Source organism: Halomonas cupida, assembly GCF_900142755.1.
Classification (GTDB): domain Bacteria; phylum Pseudomonadota; class Gammaproteobacteria; order Pseudomonadales; family Halomonadaceae; genus Halomonas; species Halomonas cupida.
The window spans coordinates 161,768-176,979 of the sequence record NZ_FRCA01000007.1 but is presented as its reverse complement, the minus strand read 5'-3'; the positions used below and the strand labels follow the sequence as shown (position 1 = coordinate 176,979).

General features: G+C 58.7%; 14 protein-coding genes. 13 read left to right on the top strand and 1 reads right to left on the bottom strand.

Going from position 1 to position 15,212, the window contains the following annotated elements; all coding sequences use genetic code 11:
• The 12 genes from BUE38_RS13915 (at position 1) to BUE38_RS13860 (ending at position 13,619) form a co-directional block, all read left to right on the top strand.
• Positions 1-756: a HesA/MoeB/ThiF family protein gene (locus BUE38_RS13915; RefSeq protein WP_073435815.1), complete on the top strand. Its 756-nt coding sequence runs from the start codon at positions 1-3 to the stop codon at positions 754-756.
• Complete coding sequence (locus tag BUE38_RS13910) at positions 753-1,664, top strand: LysR family transcriptional regulator (protein ID WP_073435904.1); 912 nt, start codon at positions 753-755, stop codon at positions 1,662-1,664. Before BUE38_RS13915 ends, BUE38_RS13910 begins: the two co-directional genes overlap by 4 nt.
• A gap of 489 nt (positions 1,665-2,153) precedes the next feature.
• Positions 2,154-3,446 (top strand): NAD(P)/FAD-dependent oxidoreductase, encoded by a 1,293-nt coding sequence (locus BUE38_RS13905; protein WP_073435814.1) that lies wholly within the window; start codon positions 2,154-2,156, stop codon positions 3,444-3,446.
• Positions 3,447-3,501: 55 nt separating this feature from the next.
• Positions 3,502-4,641 carry an ABC transporter ATP-binding protein gene (locus tag BUE38_RS13900; RefSeq protein ID WP_073435813.1) on the top strand — a complete coding sequence of 380 codons (1,140 nt, stop codon included), beginning with the start codon at positions 3,502-3,504 and terminating at the stop codon, positions 4,639-4,641.
• An 8-nt stretch (positions 4,642-4,649) separates the two neighbouring features.
• On the top strand, positions 4,650-5,591 hold the full coding sequence (locus BUE38_RS13895) for an ABC transporter permease (protein WP_234986986.1): 942 nt from the start codon (positions 4,650-4,652) through the stop codon (positions 5,589-5,591).
• Positions 5,588-6,382: an ABC transporter permease gene (locus BUE38_RS13890; protein ID WP_084541946.1), complete on the top strand. Its 795-nt coding sequence runs from the start codon at positions 5,588-5,590 to the stop codon at positions 6,380-6,382. The genes BUE38_RS13895 and BUE38_RS13890 overlap by 4 nt, the downstream gene beginning before the upstream one ends.
• Positions 6,383-6,424: 42 nt before the next feature.
• Positions 6,425-7,495, top strand: a complete 1,071-nt coding sequence (locus BUE38_RS13885; protein ID WP_073435812.1) for an ABC transporter substrate-binding protein — start codon at positions 6,425-6,427, stop codon at positions 7,493-7,495.
• An 88-nt stretch (positions 7,496-7,583) separates the two neighbouring features.
• Positions 7,584-8,951 carry a glutamine synthetase family protein gene (locus BUE38_RS13880; protein WP_073435811.1) on the top strand — a complete coding sequence of 456 codons (1,368 nt, stop codon included), beginning with the start codon at positions 7,584-7,586 and terminating at the stop codon, positions 8,949-8,951.
• 116 nt (positions 8,952-9,067) lie between these two features.
• On the top strand, positions 9,068-10,177 hold the full coding sequence (locus BUE38_RS13875; RefSeq protein ID WP_234986984.1) for a polyamine ABC transporter substrate-binding protein: 1,110 nt from the start codon (positions 9,068-9,070) through the stop codon (positions 10,175-10,177).
• A gap of 301 nt (positions 10,178-10,478) precedes the next feature.
• Positions 10,479-11,786, top strand: a complete 1,308-nt coding sequence (locus BUE38_RS13870; RefSeq protein WP_073435810.1) for an NAD(P)/FAD-dependent oxidoreductase — start codon at positions 10,479-10,481, stop codon at positions 11,784-11,786.
• A gap of 512 nt (positions 11,787-12,298) precedes the next feature.
• Positions 12,299-12,763, top strand: a complete 465-nt coding sequence (locus tag BUE38_RS13865; RefSeq protein WP_073435809.1) for a hypothetical protein — start codon at positions 12,299-12,301, stop codon at positions 12,761-12,763.
• 289 nt (positions 12,764-13,052) lie between these two features.
• Complete coding sequence (locus BUE38_RS13860; RefSeq protein ID WP_073435808.1) at positions 13,053-13,619, top strand: glycine zipper 2TM domain-containing protein; 567 nt, start codon at positions 13,053-13,055, stop codon at positions 13,617-13,619.
• Between the two features lie 178 nt (positions 13,620-13,797).
• On the opposite strand, the gene BUE38_RS13855 is transcribed toward BUE38_RS13860, so the two are convergent.
• A complete protein-coding gene (locus BUE38_RS13855; protein WP_073435807.1) occupies positions 13,798-14,571 on the bottom strand; it encodes an SDR family NAD(P)-dependent oxidoreductase in 774 nt (257 codons plus the stop codon).
• 97 nt (positions 14,572-14,668) lie between these two features.
• Between BUE38_RS13855 and BUE38_RS13850 the strand changes: the two genes are divergently transcribed.
• Complete coding sequence (locus BUE38_RS13850; RefSeq protein ID WP_073435806.1) at positions 14,669-15,043, top strand: MerR family transcriptional regulator; 375 nt, start codon at positions 14,669-14,671, stop codon at positions 15,041-15,043.
• Positions 15,044-15,212: the final 169 nt, after the last annotated feature.

Below are 15,212 nucleotides of genomic sequence, written 5' to 3'. Positions count from 1 at the left end.
ATGACAGACCAGCAGCTGCTGCGTTACAGCCGGCAGATCATGCTCAACGAAGTGGATATCGAGGGCCAGCAGCGTCTGCTGGACGGGCACGCCCTGATCATCGGAGCGGGAGGGCTTGGCTCTCCAGTGGCGCTCTACCTGGCCGCCGCTGGGGTGGGGCGCTTGACCATCGCTGACGATGATCTGGTGGAGGTCTCCAACCTGCAACGTCAGATCGCCCATGGCGAGTCCGACCTGGGCGTCAACAAGGCCGAGTCCGCGGCCGCATCCGCGCGGGCGCTCAATCCCGGTTGTCGCATCACCGCCATTGATCATCGTCTCGAGGCCGAAGCCTTGCGCGCTGTTGTCAGTGAGGCGGATGTGGTGCTGGATTGTACGGATCGCTTTTCCAGTCGCTATGCCATCAATCAGGCCTGTGTCACGGCGGGAGTACCGCTGGTGTCCGGGGCCGCCATTCGGTTCGGCGGGCAGTTGGCGGTCTTTGATGGCGCGGATGCCGATAGTCCCTGTTATGCCTGCCTGTATCCTCCCGATGATCAGGGCGATGAGGCGTTGTCCTGTGCCGAGAGTGGTGTGATTGCGCCACTGGTGGGGATAATCGGCAGTTTCCAGGCTCTGGAGGCCGTCAAGCTGCTCACCGGTGCCGGCCAGCCTCATCAAGGGCTGTCGACCTTCGATGGTCTGAGTGGCGAGTGGCGACACTTCCGCGTGCCGAAGGATCCGGGCTGTGCGGTATGCAGCAGCGAGGCATCATGAAGTCAACGCGCTCCCATCAGAGTCCGGTCACCGATTTCGATATCCGCCTGTTGCGGGTCTTCAAGGCGGTTGCGGAGTGCGGCGGCTTTTCGGCAGCCGAGGGCGAGTTGGGGATCAGTCGCTCGGCGATCAGCCTGCACATGGGCGACCTCGAGAAACGGCTGGGGCTGAAGCTCTGCCGCCGTGGTCGAGGAGGCTTCGCGCTGACCGAGGAAGGTCGCGAAGTGCTGGAAGGCGCGCGCCGTCTACTGGCCGGTCTCGAGGCCTTCCGCAACGAGGTCAACGCATTGCATCACAGCCTGCGCGGTGAGCTCAATATCGGTATTACCGACACCCTGGTGAGTTCTCCCGAGATGCGCATCACCCACGCACTGGCGGACCTCAAACAACAGGGACCCGATGTGCGTATCAACATGATGATGGAGCCGCCGGGGGAGATTGCTCGAGCCGTCGTCGATGGGCGCCTGCATGTTGGTGTGGTACCGGCGGTCAATTTGCCTGCCAGCATTGAGGCAGGGGATCTCTACGAAGAAATCTCGCGTCTCTACTGCTCCCGTGAACATCCGTTGTTTTCCGTCGCCGAGGACCCGGAGTTCGAGCAATTGGCGCAGTGGGATGCGGTGGTGCCGTCCTATCCCTTGACGGAGGCCGGGCGCGAGCGTCACTCCTGGCTGAACAGCAGCGCTTCATCCTCGGATCGCGAGGGGGCCGCCTTTCTGATTCTGACCGGGGCCTACATCGGCTATCTGCCTGACCACCAGGCCCACGTCTGGGTAGAGGAAGGGCGCTTGCGTCCGCTGTGCAGCGAGACTGGCTGGTATTCGACCCCGTTTGTCACCATTACCCGCCGTGACCGTCGTCCGCACCGCGTGCTGGACGTTTTCCTCGGCGCACTCCGCCAGCGGTGATTCCCGGGAACCCGCAGCACCGCTCTCTGCAGGCAGTGACCGTAGAGAACCCGTTTATCCGTTGATGCTTATGCATCGCCATCGGCTCACCTATACTTTGCGCTCCGGCACTGACGCCAGCTCGCACGCTTTCGAGCGCTTTTCGAATGCGAGACTGTCGAATATTGCAGTTCGAAAGTGACGGGAAATGTCATGACAAGACGATGCGGGGATCGTCAGGACAGCGCATTATCTGGTCTCTGTTGTATGGGGGAGGCTCCTTGGGTGGCAGCATCATGGTGTTGTTTGAGCACTGTGGTTACTGGGTTGCAAGGCAATGTTATGGAATTGCTGTCCTTTCGTTGAATGAATTCTTGTTATTGAATTCTTGACATGGTGCGGGGGCATGGTGCCACATTGAAGAGGTGATGCCAGTCATGGCATGCATGTCTTCAATCGCCATGTCTCCAATAACGACAAAGCGCAATGCGCAACAGAGACGGACTTTTTATGACAGTTTCCTCGTCGTCCGCGACACCTGCGTCCTGGTACCGCGACTCCATTGCAGTCGAGCTGGACCCGGCGCCTCCCCTCGAAGGTGATGTGCGGGCCGATGTCTGTGTCATCGGCGCAGGCGTTACCGGCTGCTCCACGGCATTGCACCTGGCCGAGCGTGGCTATCGAGTGGTGTTGCTCGAGGCACTGACAGTAGGTCACGGTGCCTCGGGCCGCAGCGGTGGTCAGATTCTCCCCGGGCTGGGTACCGATATGGGGACCATCGAGAAGGCCCTGGGTCTGTCGGCAGCCCGCGATATCTGGGCCATGAGTCGTGAAGCGGTCAACCTCACCGCCGAACTGGTCGAGCGTCACGAGATCCCCTGTGACCTGGCCTGGGGCTACCTACATGCGGCGGTCAAGTCTCGCCATATCAATGAACTCCGCCAGTGGCAGGAAAGCATGGCCCGCGACTATGGCTACACGGCCATGGAGTGGCGTGAAGGCGAGTCACTGCGCGAGCATGTGGTAACCGATGCATATCCGGCAGCCCTGTGGGAAAGCGAAGCCGGGCACCTGCATCCCCTCAATTACACCCTTGGCCTGGCCCGTGCTGCGCAGCGTGCTGGCGTCAGCCTGCATCAGTACAGCCCTGTGATCGAGATCGATTACCGGGATCCGGCCACCGTGACCACCGAGCGCGGCCGTGTCGTGGCCGACCATGTGGTGCTGGCGACCAACGCCTACGGAGATCGCCTGGTGCCGAAAATGAGTGGTCGCATCATGCGCGCGGCCAACTACATGATTGCCACCGAGCCGATGTCCGCCGAGCAGGCCAGTCTGGTGCTGCCGCGTAACGATGCACTGTCGGATGCCAACTTCGTCCTCGATTACTATCGGCTCTCGGCGGATCGCCGCCTGATCTATGGTGGCCAGGTCAGTTATGACGGCAAGCCACCACGTCACCTGGATCAACGCATCGATGCCAAGATTCGGCGCCTGTTTCCGGTACTCGACAATATCGATATTGAATATCGTTGGGGTGGAGATGTCGCTATTACGCTGAATCGTGCCCCCGACTTCGGTCGTCTGGCCGACAATATCTACTATGCACAGGGGTATTCCGGACATGGCATGGCCCTGGCGGGACTCGCCGGCAAACTGTTGGCGGAAACCATCAGCGGGCAGAGCGAGCGTTTCGATGTCTTCGCTGCCATGCCTCACCGGGCGTTTCCCGGGGGACGCTGGCTGCGTACACCGTTGCTGGTGCTGGCCACGACCTTCTACAAACTGCGTGACCGACTCTGACAAGCTGCTGGAGCGGCAACCAGACAGCCAGAATAATATCTAGAGGACCTTTCCCATGACCGATTTCACTACCGCGGTCGATGCCACTGGGCGCGCAGATAGCGCAGCCCCTTCCGGCGAGGACACCGGTGAGCAGAGTCACCTGCAACGTGGTGCCTCATCGATCACCCTGCAGGGATTGCACAAGCGTTTCGGTCGCGATGCCGTAGCGCTGGACGGGGTTGATCTGACCATCGAGGCGGGTGAGTTCTTCACCCTGCTCGGACCCTCCGGCTGTGGCAAGACCACGTTGCTGCGGATTCTTGCCGGGCTCGAGGAAGCCGACGAAGGGCAACTGAACATCGGTGGCAAGGATGTCATTGATGTGCCGCCCCACCACCGCAGCGTCAATACCGTATTCCAGTCCTATGCGCTGTTTCCGCACCTTTCGGTACGCGAGAATCTCGCCTTCGGCCTCAAGATGCGTGGCATGCCAGCCGCCCAGCGCGAGCAGAAGGTGGCCGAGATCGCGCAGTTCATCAAGCTCGGTGATCTTGTCGATCGCCGCATTGATCAACTTTCCGGTGGTCAGCGTCAGCGTATCGCTCTGGCACGGGCGTTGGTGTGTGAGCCGGATGTGCTGCTGCTGGATGAGCCGCTGTCGGCACTCGATGCAGGCCTGCGCAGCCAGTTGCAGGTCGAACTATTGCGGGTACAGAAACGCCTCGGCATGACGTTCGTGTTCGTGACCCACGATCAGGACGAGGCCATGGTCATGTCCGACCGTATCGCCGTGCTCAACGGAGGCAAGATTCAGCAGGTCGGAGCCCCGCGGGAAGTCTATGAGCGACCCAGTAATGCCTTCGTGGCACGTTTCATGGGCCATGACAACCTGTATCGAGTGACGGCGCGCAATGGCAATCGTCTGACCACAGAACTCGGCGAACTGGAAGTGGAGCAGGACGGCGGCGGCGACCTGGTGCTGATTCGACCCGAAACACTCGACCTCAAGCCGGGCCATGTCGAAGGCGTCAATCATCTGCATGGCCGCATCGCCGAGCGTCTCTACCGCGGTAGTCATGCGGAGTTTCGCCTCGAGCTGGCCGGAACCACCCTGCAGGCGGTGGTCAACAATCGCGGCAAGCATATGCCTGACGTAGGCGATGAGGTGACGGTGCTGGTGGCACCGGAAGATCTCGTCACGCTGAGCGAATGAGGTGAGACATGTCGAATAGCCATACTACGGCCATGCAGAGTGGTCAGACACTGGGGCGGAGTCAGGCCATGGTGCGCGAGGCGCGCCATCTGCTGTTCACCGTTACTCCCGGTGCTGCCTGGATCATCTTGTTTTTGGTACTGCCCAGCGTCTATCTGATGGCAGTGGCCTTCATGACCAATGGGCCCTATGGGCTACCGCAGATGCCACTGTCGCTGGAGTCTTTCAAGCAACTGGCGGGCTTTGGTTTTCTTGGCTGGAGCCCCGGCAATATCTATACGCTGCTGCGCTCGCTGTGGCAGACCTTCCTGGCGACGGCGCTGGTGGTGATCGTGGCCTATCCGATCGCCTACTACATCAGCACCTGTCGCGAGAAGTGGCGCCCGTTGATGCTGCTGGCGGTGGTGGTGCCGTCCTGGACCAACCAGGTGATTCGCGCCTTCGGCTGGATGAACCTGCTGGCGCCTGGGACACCGCTTTCCAGCTTTGCCGAGACCCTCGGATTGATCTCGCCCAACATGGGCCTGTATCCGTCGAACTTCGCCGTCACTCTGGGGCTGGCCTATAACTTCCTGCCGTTCATGGTGCTACCGCTCTACGCTGCCTTCGAGAAGCTCGATACCGCTCAGGTCGAGGCCGCCCAGGATCTCTACGCCACGCCGTTCAAGGCCTTCTGGCATGCGGTCTTCCCACAGACATTGCCCGGCCTGCTGGCAGGGGTGGTCTTGGTGGCGATTCCAGCCTTCGGCATGTACGTGGTGCCTGAACTGCTGGGTGGTGGCAAGGGCATGATGCTGGGTAACCTGGTGGCCACGCAGTTCTCGGGAGGCTCCAACTGGCCGTTGGGTGCGGCGGGGGCGATCCTGATGCTGATCGCGACCTTCATCGGGCTCTTTGCCATGCGTCGCATCGGCAAGCGGCTGGGTGGCGGCGAGGAGGTAGTGATATGAACAAGCGAGCAATGCGTCGTGGCCTGACGACATTCTGGTGGCTGACGGTGGTCTTTCTCTATCTGCCGCTGGCCGTGGTGATGTTGTTTTCGTTCAATGCTTCCAACAGCGCCGCCAGAATGACCGGCTTCTCGTTACGCTGGTATCACCAGTTGCTCGGTAATGAGCAGATCATGTCAGCCTTTGCCAACACGCTGATTCTGGCGGTGATCTCCTCGGTGATCGCGCTGGCGATCGGCTGTATGATCGGGTACGGCATGTACCGCCATCGGCACCGCAAGCTGGGATGGTTGATCATCCTGATCTATCTGCCGATCGTGCTGCCCGACATCGTGTTCGGTATCTCGGAAATGGCCTTCTTCGTGCAGTTCCATCGCCTGACCGGGTTCCTGCAACCGGGGCTGACGACCATGATCATCGCCCATGTGACGTTCCAGATCCCCTTTGTGGCACTGATCGTCTATTCGCGCTTTGTCGGTCTGGATCCCACTCTGTTCGAGGCCGCCAAGGATCTGTATGCCTCGCCGGTCAAGCGGGTCGTGCACTTCATGTTGCCGACGATCAAGCCGGCGCTGATATCGGCATTCTTCCTGTCGTTTACTCTGTCGGTGGATGACTTCGTCATCAGCTTCTTCACCTCAGGGCCGGAAAGTGCCACCTTGCCGATCTATATCTGGGGAGCGATCAAGAAGGGGATCTCGCCCGAGATCAATGCCATTGCCACACTGATGATTGGTGCCGTGGCATTGGCGGCAGTGTTCAGTCTCATGTTCAATCGTCGTCGAGCCTGAGGGCGAGAAGACACGCAAGGGAAAACAACCAGGAGACTCCTGATGATCCACAACAAGACGCGAGCTGCACTGGCAGTGTCACTGAGCAGCATGTTGCTGGCGGGTGGCGCCCAGGCGGAAGAGGGCAAGTTGTATCTGTTCAACTGGACCCAGTATATGGATCCGGCCATCATCGAGGCGTTCGAGGAGCAGTTCGATGTGGAAGTGGTGCAGAACTACTTCAACTCCAACCCTGAGCTGATCTCCAAGCTCAATGCCGGAGGCACTTCGCAGTACGATGTTATCGTGCCGTCGAATTACTATATTCCACGCCTGATCGAGACCGGCCTGGTGCAGAAGCTGGACCGTTCGAAGTTGCCCAACTTCGATAACCTGATGCCGCAGTTCAAGGATCCGATCTTCGATCCTGGTGCGGAGTACTCCGCTGCCTACCAGTGGGGCGTCACCGGTATGGTCTACAACACCGAGACCTTCCCGGATGCGGCCAACAGTTGGTCACTGCTGTTCGACCCCGAGGTCAACAACGACTATCCGTTCTCCTTGATCGGGGATGGCCAGGTCGCAGTGGGCAGCGCCTGTGCGTATCTCGGTGCCGGCTATCAGTGCGCAGATCTCGACTCGCTGAAGAATGCGGCTCGAACGCTGATCGAAACCAAGAACCGTGACAACTTCTCCGGTTTTGCCGACGGAACTCCGACGCTGCAACAGCTTGCGCGTGGCGTGGTGCATGCCGGTATGTCCTTCAACGGCGACTACCTGTTCTACAAGGAGGAGGATCCCGAGTCCTTCGCCAACCTGGCCTTCACCATTCCTGATGAAGGTGCAGAAATGTGGGTCGATGCGATGATGATTCCGGCGGATGCGCCCAACCCGGATCTGGCCCACGAGTTCATCAACTTCATGCTGGATGCGCAGATCGGTGCGCAGCTGTCCAACTACAACTACTACGCCAGCCCCAATGAAGCCGCGCGCCCCTACCTCGATGAAGTGCTGACGGAGTCCCCGACCCAGCCGACCGATGAGGAAATGCAGCGGCTGTATTTCACGCCCAGCCTCAAGGGCGAAGAACTCCAGACCTTCCAACAACTGTGGTCTGAGGTAAAAGCTCGGTAGGGGTTACGGAGCACCGACACTGCTGGTCGAGGCCAGTGGTGTCGGGACTCAACCACCGAGCTGTTCATTCATCATACGGAAAACTCTCATGAGTAACCGCCAGGAAACACCAGCACTCAACGACTGGTTTACACAACACGGCATTACCGAGGTTGAGTGTCTAGTCACCGACCTCACCGGGATTCTCAAGGGCAAGATCATGCCCGCCGGCAAGTACCTCAACGGGGGCCGCCCGCGCCTCCCGGACTCGATCTTCATTCAGACGGTCACCGGAGGGTACCCGGATGATGAGGATATTCGCTTCTGGAACCCCGCCGAGCGGGATATGGAGCTGGTCCCCGACCCCAACGCCGCGTTCCTGGTTCCATGGGCAGAGGACCCCACTGCCCAGATCATTCACGATTGCCACTACCTCACCGGCGAGCCGGTGGACCTGTCGCCACGTTATGTCCTCAAGCGTGTTCTAGAGCTCTACGCCGCGCGTGGCTGGAAGCCGGTTGTGGCACCGGAGGTCGAGTTCTATCTGGTCAAGACCAATACGGATTCCGACTATCCGCTGGAGCCGCCGATCGGGCGTACCGGACGTCAGGAGAGTAGCCGTCAGTCGTTCTCCATTGATGCGGTCAACGAGTTCGACCCACTGTTCGAGGAGATGTACGACTACTGCGATGCCATGAACCTCGACCTGGATACGCTGATCCACGAGGAAGGCGCCGGGCAGATGGAAGTCAACTTCCAGCATGGCGACCCAGTGGCGCTGGCCGATCAGGTGGTGATGTTCAAGCGCGTGCTGCGCGAGACCGCACTGCGCCATGGCATGTATGCCACCTTCATGGCCAAGCCCATGGCCAATGAACCGGGTAGCTCCATGCATGTTCACCAGAGCCTGGTGGACCCCGAGAAGGGCAATAACCTGTTTGTTGGTGATGATGGTCAGCCCAGCCGTCTGTTCCATCACTTCATTGGTGGCCTGCAGCGTTATCTGCCGGCGGCCTTGCCGTTGCTGGCGCCCAACGTCAACTCCTATCGCAGACTGATGCGTACCGACAGCAGTGGTTCGGCGCCGGTCAATGTCGAGTGGGGGATGGACAACCGTACCGTGGGGCTGCGGGTTCCGGTAGCCTCTCCGGCGGCGACCCGCGTCGAGAATCGTCTCGCGGGGGCGGATGCCAACCCCTATCTGGTCATGGCCGCATCGCTGGCCTGTGGCTATCTTGGCATGGTCAGCCAGATCGAGGCCCGCCCGCCGATGGTTGGCTCGGCCTGGTCCGGCGGTAACAAACTGCCGGACGATATCGGCCCGGCACTGGACCTGCTGCGGGAGTGCTCGGAACTGTCGGATATCCTCGGTGAGCGCTTCACCAACAGTTACCTGGCTGTTAAACGCGCAGAGCACAGGGCCTACTTCCAGGTCATCAGCTCCTGGGAACGAGAGCACCTACTGCTCAGGGTGTAGTCCCGTAGCCCAGTAGTGGGCCAGGCAAGCCGCGGAGCTGGCGGGGAACAGTTTCCACGGCTTGCCTGACGGGCGACATCGGCGATGTATTCTCTGTGAAGGGAAGGAGAACAATAATGAAGACGATCCGCGCAAAGGGATTGGCAGAGTTCTGCCGCAAGCCTGGCTCGATGTTTGTGTCGGGACTGATGCTGGCCAGCCTGGCGATAACGGCCAACGCCGAGGAAGCCCAGCTCAATCTGTTCAACTGGACCGACTATATGGATCCCGGCATCATCGAGGATTTCGAGGCCGAGTCCGGTATCGAGGTGGTCCAGAATTACTTCAACTCCAATGCCGAGCTGATGGCCAAGCTCACGGCTGGAGGAGATGCCCAGTACGACATCGTGATGCCGTCGGATTACATGGTGGCGCGTCTGATCGGGGCAGGGTTGTTGCAGCCGCTGAACGGGGAGGGCGCTGGCCTGGAGGGAACGGAGAACATTCTCGAGGACTTCCGTGCGCCTTACTACGACCCCGAGGATCGCTATACCGTGCCCTATCAGTGGGGCGTCACCGGTATCGTCTACAACACCGAGACCTTCCCCGACCCCGATCCCAGCTGGGGCCTGCTCTACGACCCGCAGGTCAACAGCGAGTACCCCTTTGCCATGCTCAAGGGCGATGGTCAGTTCAACTTCGGCACCATCTGCGCCTGGTTGGGCAAGGGCTTTGACTGCGTCGGCCAGGAGCCATGGGTCGAGGCGGCCGGTGTGGTGATCGAAACGCGACAGCGGGACAACTTCGTCGGCTTTGTGGATGCGCTGGCAGGTATCGATCAGATCTCAAGTGGCGTGATTCACGCTGCCGTGGCCTACAACGGCGATGTTGCCGGCAAGAAGGCTGCGGATCCTGAGCTCTATGGCAATGTGGGGTTCTTCGTGCCCCGCGAGGGCTCCCAGCGCTGGGTTGATGTGATGGCCATCCCGGCTCGTGCTCCGCATCCAGAGGCTGCGCGCGCCTTTATCGAGTACATGCTGCGTCCGGATGTCGCCGCCAGGCTATCCAACTACAACATGTACACGTCTCCCAACGCCGCCGCGCAACCGATGCTGGATGCCGCGCTGCGTGAGCCACCGGTGATGCCGGATGACGAGACACGTGCCCGTCTTTCCTTGACACCAGGGGTGGAGGGCGAGCAACTGGAGCTGTTGCAGCAACTGTGGTCGGAAGCCCGTTCACGCTGAGCCCCGACTGGCATGGATGGATCGACGCCAGGCTCGTTGCTGACGAGCCTGGCGTTTTGTGTGTTGGGAAGCCCCGATGGCGGTGAGTGCTCGTAGCTGTGAGCTGTCATGGCGATAAACCCCAGCGGTTGTGAACGCCAGGTGCAGTGAACCTCAAGACCGCCAGGCACTCGAGAGGAAGAATCTCGCCGATGATCAATGGAATGGTGATTATATGCTATCGAAGGGGTTGGAATTTGCCTGTTCCGGCTCGTAGAATGGCAATATGTGTTGAATAAAATAACCATTTTCGGAGTTAGCCATGTCTGCGACGTCGAAGCGTTCCGCGTCTGCTACCGAGCATGCCGGGTCCTGGTATGCGGCCTCGGCCAATCCCTCACCGGAGCGTCCTGCCCTGGCCGGGGAGGTCAGTTGCGATGTCTGTGTTGTCGGTGCCGGTTTCACCGGAATTTCCTCGGCGCTGCACCTGGCCGAGAAGGGCCTCAAGGTCGTGGTGCTGGAAGCTGCCCGTGTCGGCTATGGGGCCTCGGGCCGCAACGGTGGCCAGATCGTCAACAGCTACAGCCGCGATATGGATGTCATCGAGGACAAGTACGGCGCGGAGACCGCCCGTGCCCTGGGAGACATGGCCTTCGAGGGCAATCGCATTATCCGCGAGCGTATTGCCACTTACGACATCCAGTGTGATCTGCGCGAGAAGAACCTGTTTGCCGCTTGTAATGCCAGGCAGCTCAACGGACTCAAGGAGCACAAGGCGCTCTGGGAACGGTATGGTAACGACCAGTTGGAGTTGCTGGAAGGCGAGGCCTACAAGCGTGAAGTCGGCAGCGATCGTTATACCGGTGTACTGGTCGATCATTCCGGCGGCCACATTCATCCATTGAATCTGGTGTTGGGCCAGGCGGCTGCGCTGGAGTCTCTGGGCGGTGTCATCTACGAACAGAGCCCGGTTACCAGTCTCGAGCATGGTCAGCCGGTGACGCTGAGAACTCAAGGTGGTCTGGTCAAGGCCGAGCGCGTGGTGCTCGCTGGTAACGCCTACATGAGCGGAGTGATGCCGGAGCTGGAGGGCAAGTCCATGCCCTGCGGCACCCAGATCATCACCACCGAGCCGCTGGAGGAAGAACTGGCGAAGGCACTGTTGCCCAACAACATCGCTGTCGAGGACTGCAATTACCTGCTCGACTACTATCGCCTGACCCGTGACAACCGCCTGATCTACGGTGGGGGCGTCAACTACGGCGGAGAGGATCCGGCGGATATCGAAGCCGTGATTCGTCCCAAGATGCTCAAGACCTTCCCGCAGCTCAGCAACGTCAAGGTTGACTACGCCTGGAGTGGTACCTTCCTGATGACCCTGAACCGTCTGCCGCAGTTCGGGGTGATCAACGATAATGTCTACTACGCCCAGGGCTATTCCGGCCATGGTGTGACCTGCACCCACCTGGCGGGACGCTTGATCAGTGAGGTGATGACCGGACGTGACGAGCGCTTCGACGCCTTCGCCGGCCTGCCGCACCTGCCGTTCCCGGGCGGACGCATGTTGCGAGTGCCGCTGTCGGCAATGGGCGCCTGGTATTACGAGACCCGTGACAAGCTGGGGATCTGAGGCGCGAGCTGCGAGCGACGAGCACGCTGCGCTCGGGCTACGAGCAGGGTAGTGGCACTTCGTGGTTTTCTTCGGGGCTGCTCCTCTTTTTCGAGGGGCGGCCTTTTGTGTTTTTCGCCCTGGGTGAACTTGTACTGTAGGGTGCATATAAAACCTTACTGAATACCTTTTTCCAATCTTCTGTCTATCCATCATGCTGCGTCGATCCGCTATCAAGCTTTGATGTCCTTGGCTTTATAGCGGCACTGTAATGATTGCCTCTCTAATATTATGCAGACATGAGCACCTTGCTTGCGGTTATTCCATCAGGTGTTGAATTGTTGTGTGTCTGACCATGTATCATCCACTGGGGCGAGGGGAAGGGCGCGGCGCACTTCATGTCCATGTTGCTTGCCGGTCGGTGGCGGGACTGTTCCGAACGCCCCATGGTTTTTCTGAAAACAGACCTGACTGGAAACTGATGGTGGCAGAAATTCTCAGTGCTGGCGTAGTCAAGATAAGGTGGGGTTGTAATGGAGAAAGAGCTTGTTCAGTTTTACAGAATTAAAACATCAAAAGTGAATGTTTTTATTTGTCTTGTATTGTTGGTTGTGGTGGCGGCTGCTGCGTTTTATTTTCTCCAGAATGCATTCTTGTTGGTGACATTTCTGGTAGTGGCTTATTTACTGGTTTTGAATATCTATCGTGGGCTTGGGGAACGAGGAATCAAGATATTCACGGACCATATGGAGGCTCAGTTCGAGCAGGATGGTCCTGTGTATTCCATTACCTACGAAAGTTTTCGCGATGTTGCTGATATAGATAGAAATATCAAGAGTCTACGCTATGAAGAGGGTGGCGAAGAAAGGGTGGTCTTGATGTGGTTGAAGGATTATGACGCTGAAGATATCGAAGCATTCTTCAAATTCATCGACGAGAAGGTCGCTTTGGCCACGACGCGTAGCTTCAGCCACGAGGTATCGGTTCAGTTCTCATGATCAATGACACCCGAAGACCACTGAGTGGCCAATGCCATACTGGTGGAAGGCTCCTGGTGCTGCTTGAAGACCCGTTGCTTGTAACGGACATCTGACGTCGCTGAATGCAGACATGCGCGACAATGATCATGCAACTTGCACCTGGAATGGTGCGAACAGTGTTCGACAATGCCAGAATTGCTTCATTCCTCGAACAGGAGCCCCTCTGCGGACAAGCCTTTTACGGATCGTCCTTTGCGGATGCTCTTTGCGAACAGTGCGGTCAGTGGTGGGGTAAGGAGACGATAAAATGAGCAAGTCGATCATTATTGGTTCTACGCTGGCCGTTCTTGGCCTTGGTGGCATGGCCTTTGGCGCCTGGCAGGTACAGCAACAACCGGAAGGCCCGCAGTTTGCCGATATCACTGCGGTGACGCCGGTCACCCAGACGGTCGAGACGCCGCGTCAGGTCTGTGAAAGCGTGCCGGTGACCCGTCAGGCACAGACTCGCGACCCGCACAGCATCCTCGGTACTGCCGCTGGTGCAGTGATTGGCGGCGTGGTCGGTAACCAGATCGGCGGCGGTAATGGGCGCAAGATCGCCACGGTCGCCGGGGTTCTCGGCGGCGGTTATGCCGGTCGTGAGATCCAGCGCAACATCGAGTCAGGGCAGGCCGTCACCACCACTGAGCAGCGTTGTCAGACCGTGACGGATACCCAGCAGCAGACGGTCGGTTACGACGTGGTCTGGCATCACGATGGCATCACTCGTACCGCACGCCTCGACAGCGTCCCGGAAGGCGACCGAGTGTTGCTGGAAGAGGGCCAGCCACAATGGGATGTGGTCGTTGGTGGCCAGGAGACCACTAGGACCTGAGCGGCCCAGCACGAATCAGGGGCTGTTCTGGAAGCTCGCAAGCGCCTGCCTGACGCATTGTCAGGCAGGCGCTTTGCATTGCTACGGTGCTATTTCGCTGGCTGATCAATCACTGATATCAGTGCTCAGCACCTACCTGCGTGTGAATCAGAACTGTGTAACAGCGAGCCTCTGAAAATCACTTCACCGAGTAGCCTCCGTCGACAACCAGATTGTGTCCGGTGATATAGCTTGAGGCATCACTGGCCAGGAAGATGGCTGGATTGGCAAACTCCTCCACACGCCCTCGACGTTCCAGCGGTGTAGTGGCCCGAATGTCATCATCTAGATCACCGTCTCCTGCGGCGACGTCAGCCCCATCCTCGGGAACGTGTTCAGTCCAGCCAGGATTGATCGTATTGACTCTGATGCCGTCACTTCCCCACTCAACGGCAAGATTACGCGCCATCATATCGACACCTCCTTTTGCTGTAGCCACACCGATCAGGTCGGTATAACCAACAGAGCTGGAGTTGGCAGAGATCATGATGATCGATCCACGCCCTTGTCTGGCCATCAGCCTATAAGCCGCCTGGCTCAAGTAAAAACAACCCGACATTTCGGTGCCGATGACCCGGCACCAGTCCGAGGGCGTCATGTCTGCCGCAGGCCCTTGGATATTGGTGGCTGCATTACACACCAGAATATCCAACTGCCCAAACTCTTCCTCTGCTTTCGCCACCAGTGCGGTGCATGAAGCAGGGTCCGAGATATCAACGGATGCACATAAAGCGGTTCCGCCCGAATTTGCAATTGCCGTCGCAGTATCAGATAGGTGTTCAGGGTTCCTGGAGCCCAGTAGGACTTTAGCCCCAGCAGAGGCCAGTCCAAGAGCGATGGCTTTACCAAGCCCGCGGCCTGCGCCGGTGACGATAGCGACCTTTCCGTCCAAACTGAATGCCTTGCGTGACATGTTCATCTCCTCATTGGATGGGATATTCAATCCACGAGGGCATGCTAAACTATGACAGCGCTGTCAAGGTCAATGCATCAGTCAACAGGAAGCATTCATGAGAATTGGAGAGCTGGCACACCATCTGGGCATTAGCGAACGTATGCTGCGTTACTACGAGCAGGAAGGTCTCCTGACACCCGCCAGAACAGAGTCGGGCTATCGCGATTTCGATGAACACTCAGTGTTGGTGGCCAAGCGTATTGTCATGCTCAGCACTGCTGGCCTGAAGCTGGAATCCATCCGCATTCTATTACCTTGCATATTGGATGATCAGCCGATCTTTGATCCTTGCCTGGAAGTCAGTGAAACCCTGCATAAGGAAGTTGAGAAACTGGATCAGAAAATACTCAACTTGAAGGAAAGCCGGAAAATAATATCGGGATACCTCAGGAGCCTGGATCAGCGTCCCCCAGCAGCCTCAACCGCATGACTCTGACCACTGGCGGGTTAGGGGCAGTGACCGATAAACCAGGGTTGGCTCGATCCCCAGTTGAATTCGCTCAGATCCTGGTGAGCCGGGGGCCCTGGAGAGGGCTCAGTGCTTGAGCTCTGGTCTGGAGTCCTGTTCTTGAACCCTGGTCTGTAACCCCAGTCTTGAA

Excerpts from the sequence above, each read along its gene's own strand:
- BUE38_RS13915 (WP_073435815.1), top strand. The coding sequence starts at position 1 with ATGACAGACCAGCAGCTGCTGCGTTACAGCCGGCAGATCATGCTCAAC.
- BUE38_RS13865 (WP_073435809.1), top strand. The coding sequence starts at position 12,299 with ATGGAGAAAGAGCTTGTTCAGTTTTACAGAATTAAAACATCAAAAGTG.
- BUE38_RS13890 (WP_084541946.1), top strand. The coding sequence starts at position 5,588 with ATGAACAAGCGAGCAATGCGTCGTGGCCTGACGACATTCTGGTGGCTG.
- BUE38_RS13910 (WP_073435904.1), top strand. The coding sequence starts at position 753 with ATGAAGTCAACGCGCTCCCATCAGAGTCCGGTCACCGATTTCGATATC.
- BUE38_RS13860 (WP_073435808.1), top strand. The coding sequence starts at position 13,053 with ATGAGCAAGTCGATCATTATTGGTTCTACGCTGGCCGTTCTTGGCCTT.
- BUE38_RS13905 (WP_073435814.1), top strand. The coding sequence starts at position 2,154 with ATGACAGTTTCCTCGTCGTCCGCGACACCTGCGTCCTGGTACCGCGAC.
- BUE38_RS13900 (WP_073435813.1), top strand. The coding sequence starts at position 3,502 with ATGACCGATTTCACTACCGCGGTCGATGCCACTGGGCGCGCAGATAGC.
- BUE38_RS13880 (WP_073435811.1), top strand. The coding sequence starts at position 7,584 with ATGAGTAACCGCCAGGAAACACCAGCACTCAACGACTGGTTTACACAA.
- BUE38_RS13850 (WP_073435806.1), top strand. The coding sequence starts at position 14,669 with ATGAGAATTGGAGAGCTGGCACACCATCTGGGCATTAGCGAACGTATG.
- BUE38_RS13875 (WP_234986984.1), top strand. The coding sequence starts at position 9,068 with ATGAAGACGATCCGCGCAAAGGGATTGGCAGAGTTCTGCCGCAAGCCT.
- BUE38_RS13855 (WP_073435807.1), bottom strand. The coding sequence starts at position 14,571 with ATGTCACGCAAGGCATTCAGTTTGGACGGAAAGGTCGCTATCGTCACC.
- BUE38_RS13895 (WP_234986986.1), top strand. The coding sequence starts at position 4,650 with ATGTCGAATAGCCATACTACGGCCATGCAGAGTGGTCAGACACTGGGG.
- BUE38_RS13870 (WP_073435810.1), top strand. The coding sequence starts at position 10,479 with ATGTCTGCGACGTCGAAGCGTTCCGCGTCTGCTACCGAGCATGCCGGG.
- BUE38_RS13885 (WP_073435812.1), top strand. The coding sequence starts at position 6,425 with ATGATCCACAACAAGACGCGAGCTGCACTGGCAGTGTCACTGAGCAGC.